The following is a 15,001-nucleotide window of genomic DNA, read 5'->3' on the forward strand; positions in this document are numbered from 1 at the left end:
ACGAAGATGTACCAGACCACCTATCATCGCGCTTCCTCGGTCGACGAGGCCGCCAGCCTGTTCGCCAAGGGCAGCGAGTCGAAGTTCCTTGCCGGCGGCCAGACGCTGCTGCCGGTGATGAAGCAGCGCCTCGCAAGCCCCTCCGACGTGATCGACCTCGGCAAGATCAAGGAGCTGCAGGGCGTCGAATTGTCGGGCGACACGCTGACCATCAAGGCCGCCACGATCTATTACGACATCATGACCAATGCCGATGTGAAGAAGGCGATTCCCGCGATTGCCTATCTCACCTCGGTGCTCGGCGACCCCGCCGTGCGTTACCGCGGCACGATCGGCGGCTCGATCGCCAACAACGATCCGGCCGCGGATTTCCCGGCCGCTTTGTTGGCCCTTGGCGCCACCGTGAAGACCAACAAGCGGTCGATCTCGGCCGAGGACTTCTTCCAGGGCCTCTTCACCACGGCACTCGAAGACGGCGAGATCATCACCGCCGTGTCGTTCCCGGTGCCGGCAAAAGCCGGCTACGAGAAGATGCGGCATCCGGCCTCGCGCTTTGCGCTGACCGGCGTGTTCGTCGCGCAGACCAAATCGGGCGAGGTTCGGGTCGCCGCGACCGGCGCCTCGCAGAGCGGCGTGATGCGGGTGCCCGCGATTGAGGCGGCGCTGAAGGCGAACTGGTCGCCGTCGGCGATCGACGGCGTGACGATTTCGGCGAACGGATTGCTGGCCGACATCCACGGCACTGCCGAGTACCGCGCCAACCTCATCAAGGTAATGGCACAGCGCGCGGTGGCCGCGGCGCGCTGATAGCGCCTCGACACAAATTTTCCGCGGCGCGCACTTCGGTGCGCGCCGTTTTATTTTGGCCATGCGGCATCAAAAGCGCTTGCCTCGCTGGCATGAAGGCGAGAAAAGTTAATCAGCCGATTAACTCGCTCCAAAGAAGAATGTCAGCGGCGATTGCCGAACCATCGGCATCCGCCCGCGACCCGAGGAAACAACAACGTGCTCGACAAATCAGCGCCCACCTCGACCGTCCGCTCCTCCGGCCCGCTCTCGGGCTTCCGCATCGTCGAATTCGCCGGCATCGGCCCCGGCCCGTTCGCCTGCATGATGCTGGCCGACATGGGTGCCGACGTCGTCACGCTCGACCGGGTCGGCGCGAAGAAGAGCATGAAGTCGGTGGCGGGGCGCGGCCGCAAGGTGATCGAGCTCGACCTCAAGGACAAGGCCGCGATCGCAGAGGTGCTCGACCTGCTTGCCAGCGCCGATGCGCTGGTCGAGGGCTTTCGTCCCGGCGTGATGGAGCGGCTCGGGCTCGGCCCGGACGTCGTGCTCGCGCGCAACCCCAAGCTGGTCTATGGCCGCATGACCGGCTGGGGCCAGGAAGGCCCGCTCGCCAATGCGGCCGGCCACGACATCAATTACATCTCCATCACCGGTGCGCTCGCCGCCATCGGCACGAAGGAAGCACCGGTGCCGCCGCTCAATCTGGTCGGCGATTTCGGCGGCGGCGCGCTCTATCTCGTCGTCGGCGTGCTCGCAGCCCTGCTGGAGGCGCAGCGATCCGGCAAGGGCCAGGTCGTCGATGCCGCGATGTGCGACGGGGCGGCATCGCTGATGTCGTTCTTCTTCGACATGACCACGCTCGGCCGCTGGACCGAGGGCCGCGACCAGAACTTCCTCGACGGCGGCGCGCATTTCTACGGCGTCTATGAATGTGCCTGCGGGCACTTCGTCTCGATCGGCTCGATCGAGCCGCAGTTCTACGCGCTGCTGCGCGAGCATGCGGGCCTGACCGATGCCGATTTCGACGCGCAGATGAACCCCAAGGCCTGGCCGGCGCTCAAGGAGAAGCTGAAGGCCGTGTTCAAGAGCAAGACGCGCGAGGACTGGTGCAAGATCATGGAAGGCACCGACATCTGCTTCGCGCCGGTGTTGACCATGTCGGAAGCAACCCAGCATCCGCACATGGTCGCCCGCAACGTGTTCGTCGAGCGTCATGGCGTCAAGCAGCCCGCGCCGGCGCCGCGGTTCTCGCGGACACCGTCGACGGTGCGTGAGCCGGAGGCAGCGGAGATCGCCGCGGTGACGAAGGCGTGGAAGAGATAGACTCTCCGCTGCCGCCTCAAACTCCGCCGTCGTCCCGAACAAGCGAGCGTAGCGAGTGCAGATCCGGGACCCATAACCACAGGAAGCGGTTTGGCGAAGACTCGGAGTTATCTGCTCGCGCCGCAACTACTCCCTGTAGCAACTAATCCCTGTGGGTATGGGTCCCCGCCTTCGCGGGGACGACACCGACATTGAGGGTGCACCCCGCGTCTAACGCAGGTGCCTACGCCGCATCCACCTTCAGCACTCCGCGCCGAATCTGATCCTCCTCGATCGATTCGAACAGGGCCTTGAAGTTGCCCTCGCCGAATCCGTCGTCGCCCTTGCGCTGGATGAACTCGAAGAAGATCGGGCCGATCGCGTTGGCCGAGAAGATCTGGAGCAGCACCTTGGTCTGGCCGCCCTCGACCACGCCTTCGCCGTCGATCAGGATGCCGTTCTTCCGGAGACGCGCGAGGTCCTCGCCATGCTTGGGCAGGCGCGCGTCGATCCGCTCGAAATAGGTCTCCGGCGGCGACGGCATGAAGGGCAGGCCGGCGACGCGCAGGCCTTCGATGGTGCGGTAGATGTCGCGGCAGCCGCAGGCGATGTGCTGGATGCCCTCGCCGCGATAGGTCTTCAGATATTCCTCGATCTGGCCGGAATCGCCGGCGTCCTCGTTGATCGGAATCCGGATCTTGCCATCTGGGCTGGTCAGTGCGCGCGAGAACAGGCCGGAGGCGCGGCCCTCGATGTCGAAGAAGCGGATCTGGCGGAAGTTGAACAGCTTTTCGTAGAAGCCGGCCCAGACGTCCATGCGGCCGCGATGGACGTTGTGGGTGAGATGGTCGAGATAGAACAGGCCGGCGCCGGCAGGCCGCGGATCGCGCTCGCCAAGCCATTCGAACTCGGCCTCATAGGCCGAGCCCTTGGCACCGTAGCGATCGACGAGATACAGCAGGCTGCCACCGATGCCCTTGATCGCGGGCACATCGAGCGTCTTCTGGGCCGGCGACACATCGGCAGGCTCCGCGCCGAGCGAAATCGCGCGGTCATAGGCCGCCTTCGCGTCGACCACGCGGAACGCCATCGAGGGGGCGCAGGGCCCATGCGTGGCAACGAACTCGTAACCGTGGGTGCCGGGCTCCTCGTTGACGAGATAGTTGATGTCGCCCTGGCGATAGACCGTGATCTTCTTGGTCTTGTGGCGCGCGACCGGCGCATAACCCATCAGCTTGAACAGCGCATGCAGCTCTTGCGGATTGGGATGCGCATATTCGACGAATTCGAACCCGTCGGTGCCCATCGGATTGTCGGCGCTGACAGTGGCCGGCGGTGCATCGTGCGGAAACGGTCCCATAGGCGGCTCTCCCAAATTGCTACTGGGAGGAACTATCCTTCATGGGGCCTGCAATGAGCGTGCAATCGGGACGGTCTTTGGCTATCATATGCACGATCCGTGCATGATATGGGCAAACAACGCATGATTTCGGTTGACGCCTTCGACCTCAGGATCCTGGGCGCGCTCCAGGACGATGGCCGCCTCACCAACCAGGAACTCGCGGACCTCGCGGGACTTTCGGCCTCGCAATGCTCGCGGCGGCGGATGCGGCTGGAGGAGGAGAAGGTGATCGCGGGCTATCACGCCGATCTCTCCAGCGAGGCGCTCGGCTTCGGCGTGATCGCCTTCATCCAGGTGGGCCTTGCGACCCATTCGCCGGACAATTCCAAGCGGTTTCGCGCGCTGGTGAACCGGATCGACGAGATCCAGGAGGCCTATTCGCTCACCGGTGACGCCGACTACGTGCTCAAGGCAGTGCTGCGCGATCTCAAGGGCCTCTCCAACCTCGTCAACGACGTCTTGATGCCGCATCAGAGCGTGGCGCATGTGCGCTCCTCGATCGTGCTCGACAGGCTGAAGGAGAGCTCGCGATTGCCGCTGAGGGAGATCAAGGCCGGCTGAAATCGAGGGAACTACGTCATTCGCGCTCCCCGCGCGATCTGCGATGATCCCAGCCAATCCGGAGATTCAGCCATGGCCCTCCAGCTTCGACCGAACTGCGAATATTGCGACCGCGACCTGCCGCCGGATGCGACGAACGCGCGGATCTGCTCGTACGAATGCACGTTCTGTGCGGACTGCGTCGAGACGAAACTGTCCAACGTCTGCCCGAACTGCGGCGGCGGTTTTGCGCCGCGCCCGATCAGGCCGACGCAGGAATGGCGGCCGGGCGTCTGCACGAGCAAACAGGCGCCGTCGGACAAGCGGGTGCATCTGAAATACAGCGTCGAGGACGTCGCGGCGCATTGCGCGCGGATACGGGACGTGCCGCCGGAGAGCCGGTAGGTCTCTCCACGCCGTCGATGCGTAGGGTGGGTTAGCGCAGCGTAACCCACCACGTCTGCGACCGCGGACACTGAAGAGGTGGGTTACGCTGACGCTAACCCACCCTACAAGACATGAGCGCGCGGCTACTCCGCCGCCAAAATCGTCCCTTCCACCTCACCGAACCCCACGCGATAGCCGCAGCCCTGGCACCAGCCGCGCATCACGAGGCTATCGCCATCCTCCAGGAATGAGCGCTTGGCGCCACCGGGGAGCTCGATCGGCTCGGTGCCGTTCCAGCTGATCTCGAGCAAGCTGCCGCGCTGGTTCTTCTCCGGACCGGAGATCGTGCCGCTGCCGAGGAGATCGCCGACATTCATGGCGCAGCCGGAGGAGGCATGGTGCATCAGCTGCTGCACCGACGACCAGTACATGTATTTGAAATTGGTGCGGCTGATGCCGGCCGGCGCGTTGGCGCCGGCGGCGCGCAAGGAGACGTCGAGCGCGACATCGTAGTTCTGCGGTTTGCCCTGCTTGAGATAATCCAGCGGCACCGGCTCCTGCTCCGGCCCCTTCTGGCGGAACGGCTCCAGCGCCTCGCGCGTCACCACCCACGGGCTGATCGAGGTCGCGAACGCTTTGGCGAGGAACGGGCCGAGCGGCACATATTCCCATTGCTGGATGTCGCGCGCGCTCCAATCGTTGAGCAGCACGAAGCCGAAGATCATCTCCTCGGCCTGGCTCTCCGTCAGCATGCCGCCCATCGGCGAGGGCTGGCCGATCACGACGCCCATCTCCAGCTCGAAATCGAGCCGCTTGCAGGGCCCGAAGCTCGGCAGCTCGACATTCGGCGGCTTCAGCTGCCCGCGCGGCCGTTTCACCTGGGTGCCGGAGACCACGACCGTGGAGGCGCGACCGTTATAGGCGATCGGCATGTGCAGCCAGTTCGGCTGCAGCGCATTGTCCTTGCCGCGGAACATCACGCCGACATTGGTGGCGTGCTCCTTGGACGAGTAAAAATCGGTGTAGCCGGAGACGGTGAAGGGCAGATGCAGCCTTGCATCGCGCACCGGCACCAGCGCGCGGCTGCGCAGCTCCCCATTGTCGCGCAGCTCCGGATGATCGGCCCGCAGGAGCTCGCTGATCCGCGCCCGCGTCCTGGTCCAGACCTTTGGTCCCAGCGCCATGAAAGGATTGAGCGAGGCGCCGGAGAACACGCCGAGCGGACCGACATCGAGCCGGGAATCCTGCTCGAGCTCCCAGAGATCGAGCACGTAATCGCCGATCGCGACGCCGACGCGCGGCGTCGGATTGGCCGCGGTCGAGAACACGCCGTAGGGCAGGTTCTGGATCGGGAAGTCGGAGGCGGGATCGACGTCGATGAAGGAGCGGAGGCTGGGGTCGTTGGGGTGGGGCATAGGTTTCTCGTGGCACAGCGGTGACGGTGTCACCCTCCCCTGGAGGGGGAGGGTCGGCTCATATTGAGCGCAGCGAAATATGGGACGGGGTGGGGTGATCTCTCAACACGGGCAGCGTTACTCGCGGAGAGACCGTCACCCCACCCCGCTACGCATTCCGCTTCGCTGCATGCGTAACGACCCTCCCCCTCCAGGGGAGGGTAAGAGAGACTACGGCTTGCTCGGATCGAACCGCTTCTCCAGCCCCTTCCAGCAATCCGCGTAATCGTCCTGCAGCGTGGACGCGTTCGCGGCGTGCGCGGTGACGCGCTGCGGGTAGCGGGTCTCGAACATGAAGGCCATGGTCCCCGTCAGCTTCACCGGCTTCAATTCGCCGTTGCTGGCATGCTCGAAAGCGTCGCGATCCGGGCCGTGCGGCAGCATGCAATTGTGCAGGCTCATGCCGCCGGGGACGAAGCCTTGCGGCTTGGCATCGTAGACGCCGTAGATCAGGCCCATGAACTCGCTCATGATGTTCATGTGATACCAGGGCGGACGGAAGGTGTTGTCGGCGACCATCCAGCGCTCGGGGAAGATCACGAAGTCGATATTCGCGGTGCCCGCGGTCTCCGACGGCGAGGTCAGAACCGTGAAGATCGAGGGATCGGGATGATCGAAGCCGATCGCACCAACCGGCGAGAAGGTACGCAAATCGTATTTGTAGGGCGCGTAATTGCCGTGCCAGGCGACGACGTCGATCGGCGAATGCGGCAGAGTGGTCTTGAACAGCGAGCCGCCCCATTTCACGAACAGCTCGGTCGACGTGTCCTTGTCCTCGTAATGCGCGACGGGGGTGAGGAAGTCGCGTGCATTGGCCAGGCAGTTGGCGCCGATCGGCCCGCGCTCCGGCAGCGTGAACGCGCCGCCGTAATTCTCGCAGAGATAGCCGCGCGCCGGCCCGTTCGGAATCTCGACGCGGAACTTGACGCCGCGCGGGATCACCACGATCTCGCCGGGCTCGGCGTCGATGCGGCCGAACTCGGTGACGAGTCGAAGATTGCCCTGCTGCAGCACGAACATCAGCTCGCCATCGGCATTGTAGAAATGCTGATCCACCATCGATTTGGTGATGAGGTAGACATGCGCGGCCATGCCGGCCTGCGTATTGACGTCACCCGCCGTCGTCATGGTCTGCACGCCCTGAACGAAGGTCACATCGTCCTCCGGGAGCGGCGTCGGGTCCCAGCGCATCTGCGCGATCGGCAGATCGTATTCGTGGCATGGCGCCGAACGCCACAGGCCGGCCTCGACTTTCTCGAAGCGGCCGGAATGCTTCACCGACGGACGGATGCGATAGAGCCACGAGCGCTCATTGGTGCCGCGCGGCGCGGTGAAGGGCGAGCCGGACAATTGCTCGGCATAGAGTCCGTAGGCGCAGCGCTGCGGCGAGTTGCGCCCGATCGGCAACGCGCCCGGCAGCGCCTCGGTCTCAAAGCTGTTGCCGAAGCCGGACATGTAGCCCGGGGTGACCTGTGCCGAGCTTCGGACGATCTGATCGGGCGAGATGTTGATGTTCATCGCTATCCTCCTCCTTGCAGGGCTGCCCACATGTCCTGGTCGCGCTTGTCGGTCCAGATCACGGGATCGTCGATCCCCGACGCCTCGTCATAGGCGCGCGACACGTTGAACGGCAGGCAGTGCTCGTAGATGGCGAAGCTGTGGAATTTCGGATCCATCACCTCGCGGGTCGCGGCCATCGATTCCTTCAGCGTGCGCCCCTTCGCCACCGAGATTTCGGCCGCACCATAAAGCGAAGTGACGAAATCGCGGGTCATTGCGATGGCTTCGCGCACCGTGGCCGTGCCGTTGAGCGCATCGCCGCGGCCCGGCGCGATCGCCTTGGGATTGAAGTTGCGGATCTCGTTCAGCGTCATCGGCCATTCGCGCAAATGCGCATCGCCGCAATAACAGGCCGAGTGATATTCGATGAGGTCGCCGGAGAACATCACTTCGGCATCAGGCACCCAGGCGACGATGTCGCCGGAGGTATGGCCGGCGCCAAGCTGCATCAGGCGCACCTCACGCTTGCCGAGATAAATGGACATCTCGCCTTCGAAGGTCAGCGTCGGCCAGGTCAGGCCGGGGATGCTTTGCGCATCCTGGAACAGCCGCGGGAAGCGGCCGTATTCGGAATCCCAATCCTGCTTGCCGCGCTCCTCGATCAGACGATAGGTCTCCTGCGAGGCGACGATGCCTTGCGCCTTGTAGGCGGAGGCGCCGAGCACGCGCACGGCGTGATAGTGCGACAGCACGACATAATTGATCGGCTTGTCGGTCACAGTGCGGACGCGCTCGATCACCTTGTTCGCCATCGCCGGCGTCGCCTGCGCGTCGAACACCAGGCAACCGTCGTCGCCGACGATCACGGCCGTATTCGGATCGCCCTCGGCGGTAAAGGCATAGAGATCGGTGCCGATCTCGGAGAAGGTGATCTTCTTTTCCGAGAGATCGCCGGTGGATGCGAAGTTCTTCGCCATCAATTCGTCCTTTGAGTCTTCTGGGTTATTGTTGTTGCTGTTGTTGCTGCTGACCGTCGATCATGCGGCGCTTGGCAAGCTCGATCGCCTCACGCAGCACATCGATCTCGCCGATATGGTTGGCGAGGATCAGCACCAGCGCCGCATCGAAATCGGCGCTCTGCTCCTCGGTGAGCCCGCGATGCGCCTCGACGATGGCGCGAAAGGCATCGTCCGGCCGCGCAAAGTTGGAGCTGGTGGACAACGGCATGCGAAACCTCAATTGAGACCTTGAGCCTGCGACAACGCAGCCGCGATCGCGGCGCGCGTCGGATGGCGGAAGCGCGCGGCGACATAGCCATCGGGCCTGAGCAGATAGGCAGCACCCGGCGCGGCGTCATAGCGCTTTGCGACGAGGCCCGAGGGATCGGCAAGTCCGCCCTCGCCGCCGATGCGAACATCCTTGACCCCGTCGGGCACATCAATCGCCGCACCATTGCTGAACGAGAGCAGGGTGAAGTCCGTTCCCCCCTTGCGGAAGGCGTCCGTCAGATAGGCCTGCTCGGCAACCGGCGCATCGAGCATGGAGCAGCCGGGAGACGGTCCGCCGCCCCAGACATCTGCATCCGGCGATGACAGCGGCGAGTCATAGCTGCACGGCACCGACAGCCGGCCGCCGTTGACCATGCGCTTGCCGAACTCTGTCTCCTTGGCGAGCGACAGCACCGCCTTGCGCAGCCGCGCTTCCTGATGCGAATTCGGCGCCATGAAATCGGTCGAGCGTGTCGACTCGCGGATGTTCTCGTCGGCCGCCATGCTGCGCTCGGCATGATAGCTCTCGAGCAGGCTTGCGGGCGAAGTGCCGCGCAGCACGCGATCGAGCTTCCAGGAGAGATTTTCGGCGTCCTCGAGCCCGGAATTGGCGCCGCGGGCGCCGAACGGCGAAACCTGATGCGCGGAATCGCCGGCGAAAATCACGCGGCCATGGATGAAGCGGTCCATCCGCCGGCACTGGAATTTGTAGAGCGAGATCCACTCGAACTCGAACTTGTCGTGGCCGAGCATGCGCGCGATCCGCGGCCGCACATTCTCGGGCTTCTTCTCGACCACGGGATCGGCGTAGCGATTGAGCTGGAGGTCGATGCGCCAGACATCGTCGGGCTGCCGGTGCAGCAGCGCGGAACGTCCCGCATGGAACGGCGGATCGAACCAGAACCAGCGCTCGGTCGGGAATTCCGCGGTCATCTTGACGTCGGCGATCAGAAACTGGTCCTCGAACACCTGTCCCGCGAACTCGGCGCCGACCATCTGCCGCAGCGAAGACCGCGCGCCGTCGCAGGCGATCACATATTGCGCGTGCAGGCGGTAGGCGCCCTCCGGCGTCTCGATCGTCAGCGCCACGCCGTCGTTGCGCTGCTCCAGCGCCGTCACCTTGTTGCGCCAGCGCAGGTCGATCTCGGGCAGATCGCTGATGCGATCGACCAGATAGGCCTCGGCGTAGTATTGCTGGAGATTGATGAAGGCGGGCCGCTTGTGGCCGTCCTCGGGCAGGAGGTTGAACTGGTAGAGCAGGGAGTCCCCGTGGAAGATCCGGCCGACGCTCCACACCACGCCCTTGGCGACCATACGGTCGCCGACGCCGAGCCGGTCCCAATATTCCAGCGACCGCTTCGAGAAGCAGATCGCGCGCGAACCTTCGCCAATGCGGTCGGCGTCATCCAGCAGGACGACGCGCTGACCGCGCTGGGCAAGATCGATCGCGAGCGACAGCCCGACCGGGCCGGCGCCGACAACCACGACCGGATGCTCGGCCGGGCCTTGGCCGGCGCGGTCCTGATCGGCATGGCGGCGATAGCCGAACTGGGCTTTGGCCTGATGTGTCTTGACCTGAAGTGGCTTGGCCTGCGCCATACTCGAACCTCGGCTATGGTCAGGAGAGCACTGATCTGCTAGATAGTCTCACGTGCAACTATTTTGGACCGGAGCCGGCCGGCCGTCAACTGGAATTCGGAGCGCGCTCCTTGGCGAGGACATCTGGCGATATCGCACTGAAGGCACGGCAAGCCGATGAGGCCTCGGCGCGGCCAAAAGCACGGCTCGACCTGTTCAAGTTCGTGCCGTTCCGTCTCAACCGGCTCGCGGCCGAGGTCAGTTCCGCGCTCTCGGTCGAATATCAGGAACGGCATGGCCTCGACATTCCGGCCTGGCGCGTGATCGCCACGCTCGGGTTCCGCAACGATGCCTGCAGCGCGCAATACATCGCGCAATGCACCCGTACACACAAATCCACCATCAGCCGCGCGGTGACCACGCTGCTCAGCGAGAACATGATCGAGCGGGTCGAGAACGAAGCCGACCGCCGCGAATTCCGCCTGCAACTGACGAAGAAGGGCCGCGCGCTCTACGAAGAGCTGTTCCCGCAATTGCTGCGGCGGGAGGACGAGATCCTCGCCTGCCTCTCCGCGCAGGAGCGCAAGCAGCTCTCGACGCTGCTCGGCAAGATCGAGGAGAGTCTCGATCTGATCCAGACCAGCAAGGAAGCGGACGCCAAGCAGGCGTATTAGCGACTCATAGAGGCGCAGACGTCGGCTTTTGGGAGTCCGGTTGGAAAGCTTGGTAGGCCCGTGACGGCAGTGGCGTATATAGCGATGCTACTTGTGGCCTTTGCTGCAGCTCGCGCATACGCGGTTGACATGGGTTATCTGGCTCCCCCCGGAGTCGCTGCAAACGAGTTTCCCTCACCGCAGCGCCCTGTCGCACGAATCGTCAGCCCGCGCCGCTCCGCCGAAGAGCGCCGCGACGCCCTCAATGAGGCCGGTCAAATCGCACGCGTTCTTGAACTGAAACCAGGTATGACAGTCGGCGACATTGGAGCAGGCAGTGGCTACCACACGGTCAGGCTCTCGCACCTCGTCGGACCCGCCGGCTCTGTCGTTGCCCAGGACGTCACGCGGGATTACCTCGTCGAACTCGCCAGGCGAACAAAACTTCTGAAGTTAACGAACGTGCAATTCGCGCTCGGCGAACCCCACGACCCGCGTCTGCCCGCTTCCTCGCTGGACGCCGCAATCCTTGCGCATATGTATCACGAGATAGCCCAACCCTATGCCTTCCTCTACAATCTCGCGCCCGCCTTGAAGCAGGGTGCACGGGTGGGAATTGTCGATCTTGAGCTTCCGACGTCGAAGCACGGCACGCCAATTGAGCTCCTGCGCTGCGAATTAACTGCCGTCGGCTATCGCGAGGTCGCCACATCTAAGCTCGCAGGGGACGGAGGATACCTGGCGATATTCTCTCCGCCGGAGCTAGCGGCTCGAAAATCTCCCCGCGATATCGTTGCTTGTGTGGATCCTGCCGGCACTCGTTGAAACCATATCTGCCGCCCGTCTCGGAGGCTGAACGGGTCCGAAGAAGGGGTCAGACCAGAAGTCGCCGGCTGAGACTCAAGCCGGAGATTTTGACCCGTTGCGGACTTAGGGCTCTCCTGTCAATGTTCCTCATATGGCATCCGGCTTGGAAAAGGCTCGACGAATGGATTTGCGGCGCGCGACCGCCACGCGTGCCGATCCGCGTCCTCGGCCCCCTCGTCCAGAGCTATCGTTGCAAGGACGCAACTATCTCATAGCCCATGCCTGTTTCGCGTGCCGAAAATCGTGGAAGGTTCGGGCAAATGCGAGCACTGTTTGCCCGCATTGCGGTTCTTGCCTTCATGAAATGGGCCGCGCGTTCAGGGCTCCGAAGCGGACCGATGCCGAGCAATGGCTGAAGGTGGAGGCCCTCTGGTCAGCGGGCTTCCGCTTCTGGCACTACGCCGGTGCGCAGCCATTGCCAGAACGATTGCGGGATGTTGAGGACTTCATTCGCCGCAATCCGGAGCATCCGGCGCGCATCGCGCGCGTGTGAGCGCATGCCTACGGACCGTAAATATCTTGACCGGATTGCTGATCTAGCGCCTCAATTGAGAGAGTCGCTCGCTACGCTGAAGGCGGAGTGGTCACCTGAGGTGGTGCCAATAACTGTAGCTGGCGGCGGATTGGCACAGGCTCTCATCGAGCATTTTGAGCAGCTGCCAAAAGACACGGTAAGGTCCGTTTTTGAACTCTGCGAGCAGGTGCTAGACAATGGCTCGGCCGAAGAACAGGCCGCCTTGTCGACGGGCTTTCTTGAAACATTGCAGCATGCGGACGGCGAGAGATTATTCGATTTTAAGGCACTGATTAGCTATCTCGGACCAAAGTCCAAAGAGCATTGCTTAGCGATGGACGAGTTCTGGAAAGTTACAACGCGCGGATTGTGGGGGGGTCCGCTTGTGGCCCGGCTCGGACCTCCGACGATGTTCTTTTCGAGCGGCATTCTGAAGCATAGCGGACACGAGGCCTGCCTGAACTGAGCCGCAAGAGCGCTCTCGGCGCTGCTCGGCAAGATCGAGGAGAGTCTCGATCTGATCCAGACCAGCAAGGAAGCGGACGCGAAGCAGGCGTATTGATTGAGTCCGCGCGGGTAGAACCCCCGTCATCCCTGCGGAACCGCGAAGCGGTTGTCGCTGGAGGTGCGAGGCGCGCGATGCGAAGCATCACGCGAGGAGCCTCGAAGGATGAGCGGCCGAGATGCGGCCGCGCGGATCGAGCCGGGCCGTCGCCCTTCGAGGGCCGCTGAAGAAGCGGCCACCTCAGGGTGACGGCGATAGGGTTGCGTCGGTAACGCCGTCACTTCGCAAACGACCGCGTCGGCGGCAGATGCAGCGCCCAGGCATCGACCTTGTCGCTGGCGCGCGGATAGATCTCCGTCACGATCGGATCGTGGCCGGGGATGAACCGATCAGGATGGCCGGCGAGGCGCTCGATCGTTTCCCAGCCGACCGCCATGTCGCCGACATTGTAGACGATCGGGAACGGGCTCTTGCGCTGCAGATTGGCGTAGTAATGCGCGGCATCGGACGCCAGCACCACGGGTCCGCGCGCGGTTTCGACCTTGACCACCTGCAAGCCGTCGGAATGGCCGCCGACACGGTGCACGGTGACGCCGGGCGCGACCTCGCCGTCGCCCGAATAGAAAGTGACGCGTTCGCCGTACACATGTCGCACCATCTGCGTGACGTGCTCGACCGAGAACGGATGTCGCAGCAGGCCGTTGCACATGCAGCGCCCCGTCGCATAGGCCATCTCGCGCTCCTGGAGATGGAAGCGCGCATTCTGGAAGCGATCGAGATTGCCGGCGTGGTCGTAATGCAGATGCGTCACGATGACGTCGCGAATGCTCGATGCCTTGACGCCAAAACGCTCAAGCGCATCGACCGGATTGAGTGTCAGCTTGCGCGCCCGTGCGCTCGCCTCCTCGGCATTGAAGCCGGTGTCGACCAGGATGTCGCGGCCGTGCCCTCGGATCAGCCAGACGAAATAGTCGAGGTCCTGCGCCGCGCTGTCATGCGGATCGGGCTGAAGGAAGTTCATGCTGGGGGTGCGCGGCGACATCGTCGCATAGCGCAGGGCGTAGATTTCGTAGGCGTTTCCCATGATTTCTTTGCTTTTTGCTTTGCTTTTCTGAGTGGACCTTCCGGGACGATCCTGCGCACCAAGCCATTGTCCGCTGCAAAGGTCAAACGCCTCGCGGCGCGACGGAGGCATGCCCTCAATGTGAGACCAATCACATTTTCGTCGCCATGGAGGCCCTAACGTGCCGCCGGTAAGATCGAGCCGGATCACGTCGAGCACAAACATGACAGCCTGCTTATTCCCCCTGCGGCGCACCCGGGCGTTGCGGTCAATCGTCGCGATAACGCCGAATCTCCAAGTGGTTGACGCCTCCCGTCCCCGGTTTGATAATGCAGGAAGCGTAAGTTAAGGTCGCCGCGGCGCAAGCTGGTAACGGCGCCTTTTTGGCTGGACCGCGCTGATTATGAAAATTCGCTTCTTTCTTCTTCTGCCCTTGCTCATCTCGCTCGTCCCGACGGCCCCATCGCTTGCGGCCGGTGACCGCTTTGCGCTGGTCATCGGCAACGCGAAGTACCCGGATGCGGATGCCCCGCTGAAGGAACCGATCAACGATGCCCGTGACGTCGCCGACGAGCTCAAGCGCGACGGCTTTTCGGTCGAGATCGCCGAGAATCTGACCGGCGACGGCATGCGCCGCGCCTTCGACAAGCTCTACGGCAAGATCAAGCCGGGATCGGTGGCGCTGGTATTCTTCAGCGGCTTCGGCATCCAGTCGGCGCGCCAGAGCTACATGCTGCCGATCGATGCGCAGATCTGGACCGAATCCGACGTGCGCCGCGACGGTTTCAGCCTCGAGACCGTCCTCGGCGAGCTCAACACCCGCGGCGCCGGCGTCAAGATCGCGCTGATCGACGCCTCCAGGCGCAATCCGTTCGAGCGCCGGTTCCGCAGTTTCTCGGCTGGCCTGACCCCGGTCATCGCGCCGAACGGAACGCTGGTGATGTATTCGGCGGCGCTGGCCTCGGTGGTCTCCGACGCCGGCGGCGAGCACAGCCTGTTCGTCCAGGAGCTCCTGAAGGAAATCCGGGTCCCCGACCTGATGGCCGAGGAGACACTGAACCGGACCAAGATGGGCGTCACCCGCGCTTCGCGCGGCGAGCAGGTGCCGTGGATATCCTCTTCATTGGCCGAAGATTTCTCGTTCAGCCCGGGAGCTGGCGGGTCGCGTCCGGCACCGGC

Annotated in this window: 16 protein-coding genes and 1 pseudogene; 10 read left to right on the top strand and 7 right to left on the bottom strand. The window is 63.7% G+C overall.

The window, feature by feature from the left end:
• Positions 1-6 precede the first annotated feature (6 nt).
• Complete coding sequence (locus tag XI04_RS09370) at positions 7-807, top strand: FAD binding domain-containing protein (protein ID WP_028143909.1); 801 nt, start codon at positions 7-9, stop codon at positions 805-807.
• Positions 808-1,005: 198 nt separating this feature from the next.
• The gene (locus tag XI04_RS09375) at positions 1,006-2,112 is read left to right on the top strand and encodes a CaiB/BaiF CoA transferase family protein (protein WP_028143908.1); all 1,107 of its coding nucleotides are present in this window, start codon (positions 1,006-1,008) and stop codon (positions 2,110-2,112) included.
• 223 nt (positions 2,113-2,335) lie between these two features.
• On the opposite strand, the gene hppD is transcribed toward XI04_RS09375, so the two are convergent.
• Positions 2,336-3,451, bottom strand: coding sequence for a 4-hydroxyphenylpyruvate dioxygenase (hppD, locus tag XI04_RS09380; protein WP_097669197.1), 1,116 nt, complete (start codon positions 3,449-3,451; stop codon positions 2,336-2,338).
• 123 nt (positions 3,452-3,574) lie between these two features.
• Here hppD and XI04_RS09385 point away from each other — a divergent pair, with 123 nt between their 5' ends.
• Positions 3,575-4,054: an Lrp/AsnC family transcriptional regulator gene (locus tag XI04_RS09385; RefSeq protein ID WP_028143906.1), complete on the top strand. Its 480-nt coding sequence runs from the start codon at positions 3,575-3,577 to the stop codon at positions 4,052-4,054.
• A 72-nt stretch (positions 4,055-4,126) separates the two neighbouring features.
• Positions 4,127-4,438 carry a DUF1272 domain-containing protein gene (locus tag XI04_RS09390; RefSeq protein ID WP_028143905.1) on the top strand — a complete coding sequence of 104 codons (312 nt, stop codon included), beginning with the start codon at positions 4,127-4,129 and terminating at the stop codon, positions 4,436-4,438.
• Positions 4,439-4,563: 125 nt separating this feature from the next.
• Here XI04_RS09390 and fahA read toward each other — a convergent pair whose 3' ends face one another.
• From fahA to XI04_RS09415, 5 genes are all read right to left on the bottom strand, one after another.
• Positions 4,564-5,835 carry a fumarylacetoacetase gene (gene fahA / locus XI04_RS09395; RefSeq protein ID WP_028143904.1) on the bottom strand — a complete coding sequence of 424 codons (1,272 nt, stop codon included), beginning with the start codon at positions 5,833-5,835 and terminating at the stop codon, positions 4,564-4,566.
• 210 nt (positions 5,836-6,045) lie between these two features.
• Positions 6,046-7,392: a homogentisate 1,2-dioxygenase gene (gene hmgA, locus XI04_RS09400; RefSeq protein WP_038973096.1), complete on the bottom strand. Its 1,347-nt coding sequence runs from the start codon at positions 7,390-7,392 to the stop codon at positions 6,046-6,048.
• A gap of 2 nt (positions 7,393-7,394) precedes the next feature.
• Complete coding sequence (locus XI04_RS09405; RefSeq protein ID WP_097669202.1) at positions 7,395-8,351, bottom strand: MBL fold metallo-hydrolase; 957 nt, start codon at positions 8,349-8,351, stop codon at positions 7,395-7,397.
• A gap of 25 nt (positions 8,352-8,376) precedes the next feature.
• Entirely contained in the window at positions 8,377-8,601 is a 225-nt protein-coding gene (locus tag XI04_RS09410) for a DUF2783 domain-containing protein (protein ID WP_028143901.1), read from the bottom strand.
• A gap of 8 nt (positions 8,602-8,609) precedes the next feature.
• Positions 8,610-10,241 (bottom strand): FAD-dependent oxidoreductase, encoded by a 1,632-nt coding sequence (locus XI04_RS09415; RefSeq protein ID WP_097669203.1) that lies wholly within the window; start codon positions 10,239-10,241, stop codon positions 8,610-8,612.
• A 110-nt stretch (positions 10,242-10,351) separates the two neighbouring features.
• Between XI04_RS09415 and XI04_RS09420 the strand changes: the two genes are divergently transcribed.
• The 5 genes and pseudogenes from XI04_RS09420 to XI04_RS38685 form a co-directional block, all read left to right on the top strand.
• On the top strand, positions 10,352-10,894 hold the full coding sequence (locus XI04_RS09420) for a MarR family winged helix-turn-helix transcriptional regulator (protein WP_212477545.1): 543 nt from the start codon (positions 10,352-10,354) through the stop codon (positions 10,892-10,894).
• An 84-nt stretch (positions 10,895-10,978) separates the two neighbouring features.
• Positions 10,979-11,698: a class I SAM-dependent methyltransferase gene (locus XI04_RS09425; protein WP_038973104.1), complete on the top strand. Its 720-nt coding sequence runs from the start codon at positions 10,979-10,981 to the stop codon at positions 11,696-11,698.
• A 232-nt stretch (positions 11,699-11,930) separates the two neighbouring features.
• Positions 11,931-12,233 carry a hypothetical protein gene (locus XI04_RS09430; RefSeq protein ID WP_152102084.1) on the top strand — a complete coding sequence of 101 codons (303 nt, stop codon included), beginning with the start codon at positions 11,931-11,933 and terminating at the stop codon, positions 12,231-12,233.
• Between the two features lie 4 nt (positions 12,234-12,237).
• The gene (locus XI04_RS09435; RefSeq protein ID WP_050995726.1) at positions 12,238-12,720 is read left to right on the top strand and encodes a DUF7674 family protein; all 483 of its coding nucleotides are present in this window, start codon (positions 12,238-12,240) and stop codon (positions 12,718-12,720) included.
• Between the two features lie 6 nt (positions 12,721-12,726).
• Positions 12,727-12,816: pseudogene (locus XI04_RS38685) on the top strand (MarR family winged helix-turn-helix transcriptional regulator); the annotation flags it as partial.
• Between the two features lie 220 nt (positions 12,817-13,036).
• On the opposite strand, the gene XI04_RS09440 reads toward XI04_RS38685, so the two are convergent.
• Positions 13,037-13,843: an N-acyl homoserine lactonase family protein gene (locus XI04_RS09440; protein ID WP_028143897.1), complete on the bottom strand. Its 807-nt coding sequence runs from the start codon at positions 13,841-13,843 to the stop codon at positions 13,037-13,039.
• 382 nt (positions 13,844-14,225) lie between these two features.
• Here XI04_RS09440 and XI04_RS09445 point away from each other — a divergent pair.
• Positions 14,226-15,001: caspase family protein (locus XI04_RS09445; protein WP_271623627.1), on the top strand; the 776-nt coding region annotated here is incomplete at its 3' end.

Origin of the sequence: Bradyrhizobium sp. CCBAU 11430 (genome assembly GCF_028128855.1) — a bacterium.
In the GTDB taxonomy this organism is placed as follows: Bacteria; Pseudomonadota; Alphaproteobacteria; order Rhizobiales; family Xanthobacteraceae; genus Bradyrhizobium; species Bradyrhizobium ottawaense.

What these genes read in the sequence shown, in the direction of transcription:
- hmgA (WP_038973096.1), bottom strand. Translation starts at nt 7,392, where the DNA reads ATGAACATCAACATCTCGCCCGATCAGATCGTCCGAAGCTCGGCACAG.
- hppD (WP_097669197.1), bottom strand. Translation starts at nt 3,451, where the DNA reads ATGGGACCGTTTCCGCACGATGCACCGCCGGCCACTGTCAGCGCCGAC.
- XI04_RS09390 (WP_028143905.1), top strand. Translation starts at nt 4,127, where the DNA reads ATGGCCCTCCAGCTTCGACCGAACTGCGAATATTGCGACCGCGACCTG.
- XI04_RS09425 (WP_038973104.1), top strand. Translation starts at nt 10,979, where the DNA reads ATGCTACTTGTGGCCTTTGCTGCAGCTCGCGCATACGCGGTTGACATG.
- XI04_RS09405 (WP_097669202.1), bottom strand. Translation starts at nt 8,351, where the DNA reads ATGGCGAAGAACTTCGCATCCACCGGCGATCTCTCGGAAAAGAAGATC.
- XI04_RS09410 (WP_028143901.1), bottom strand. Translation starts at nt 8,601, where the DNA reads ATGCCGTTGTCCACCAGCTCCAACTTTGCGCGGCCGGACGATGCCTTT.
- XI04_RS09440 (WP_028143897.1), bottom strand. Translation starts at nt 13,843, where the DNA reads ATGGGAAACGCCTACGAAATCTACGCCCTGCGCTATGCGACGATGTCG.
- XI04_RS09415 (WP_097669203.1), bottom strand. Translation starts at nt 10,241, where the DNA reads ATGGCGCAGGCCAAGCCACTTCAGGTCAAGACACATCAGGCCAAAGCC.
- XI04_RS09370 (WP_028143909.1), top strand. Translation starts at nt 7, where the DNA reads ATGTACCAGACCACCTATCATCGCGCTTCCTCGGTCGACGAGGCCGCC.
- XI04_RS09385 (WP_028143906.1), top strand. Translation starts at nt 3,575, where the DNA reads ATGATTTCGGTTGACGCCTTCGACCTCAGGATCCTGGGCGCGCTCCAG.
- fahA (WP_028143904.1), bottom strand. Translation starts at nt 5,835, where the DNA reads ATGCCCCACCCCAACGACCCCAGCCTCCGCTCCTTCATCGACGTCGAT.
- XI04_RS09435 (WP_050995726.1), top strand. Translation starts at nt 12,238, where the DNA reads ATGCCTACGGACCGTAAATATCTTGACCGGATTGCTGATCTAGCGCCT.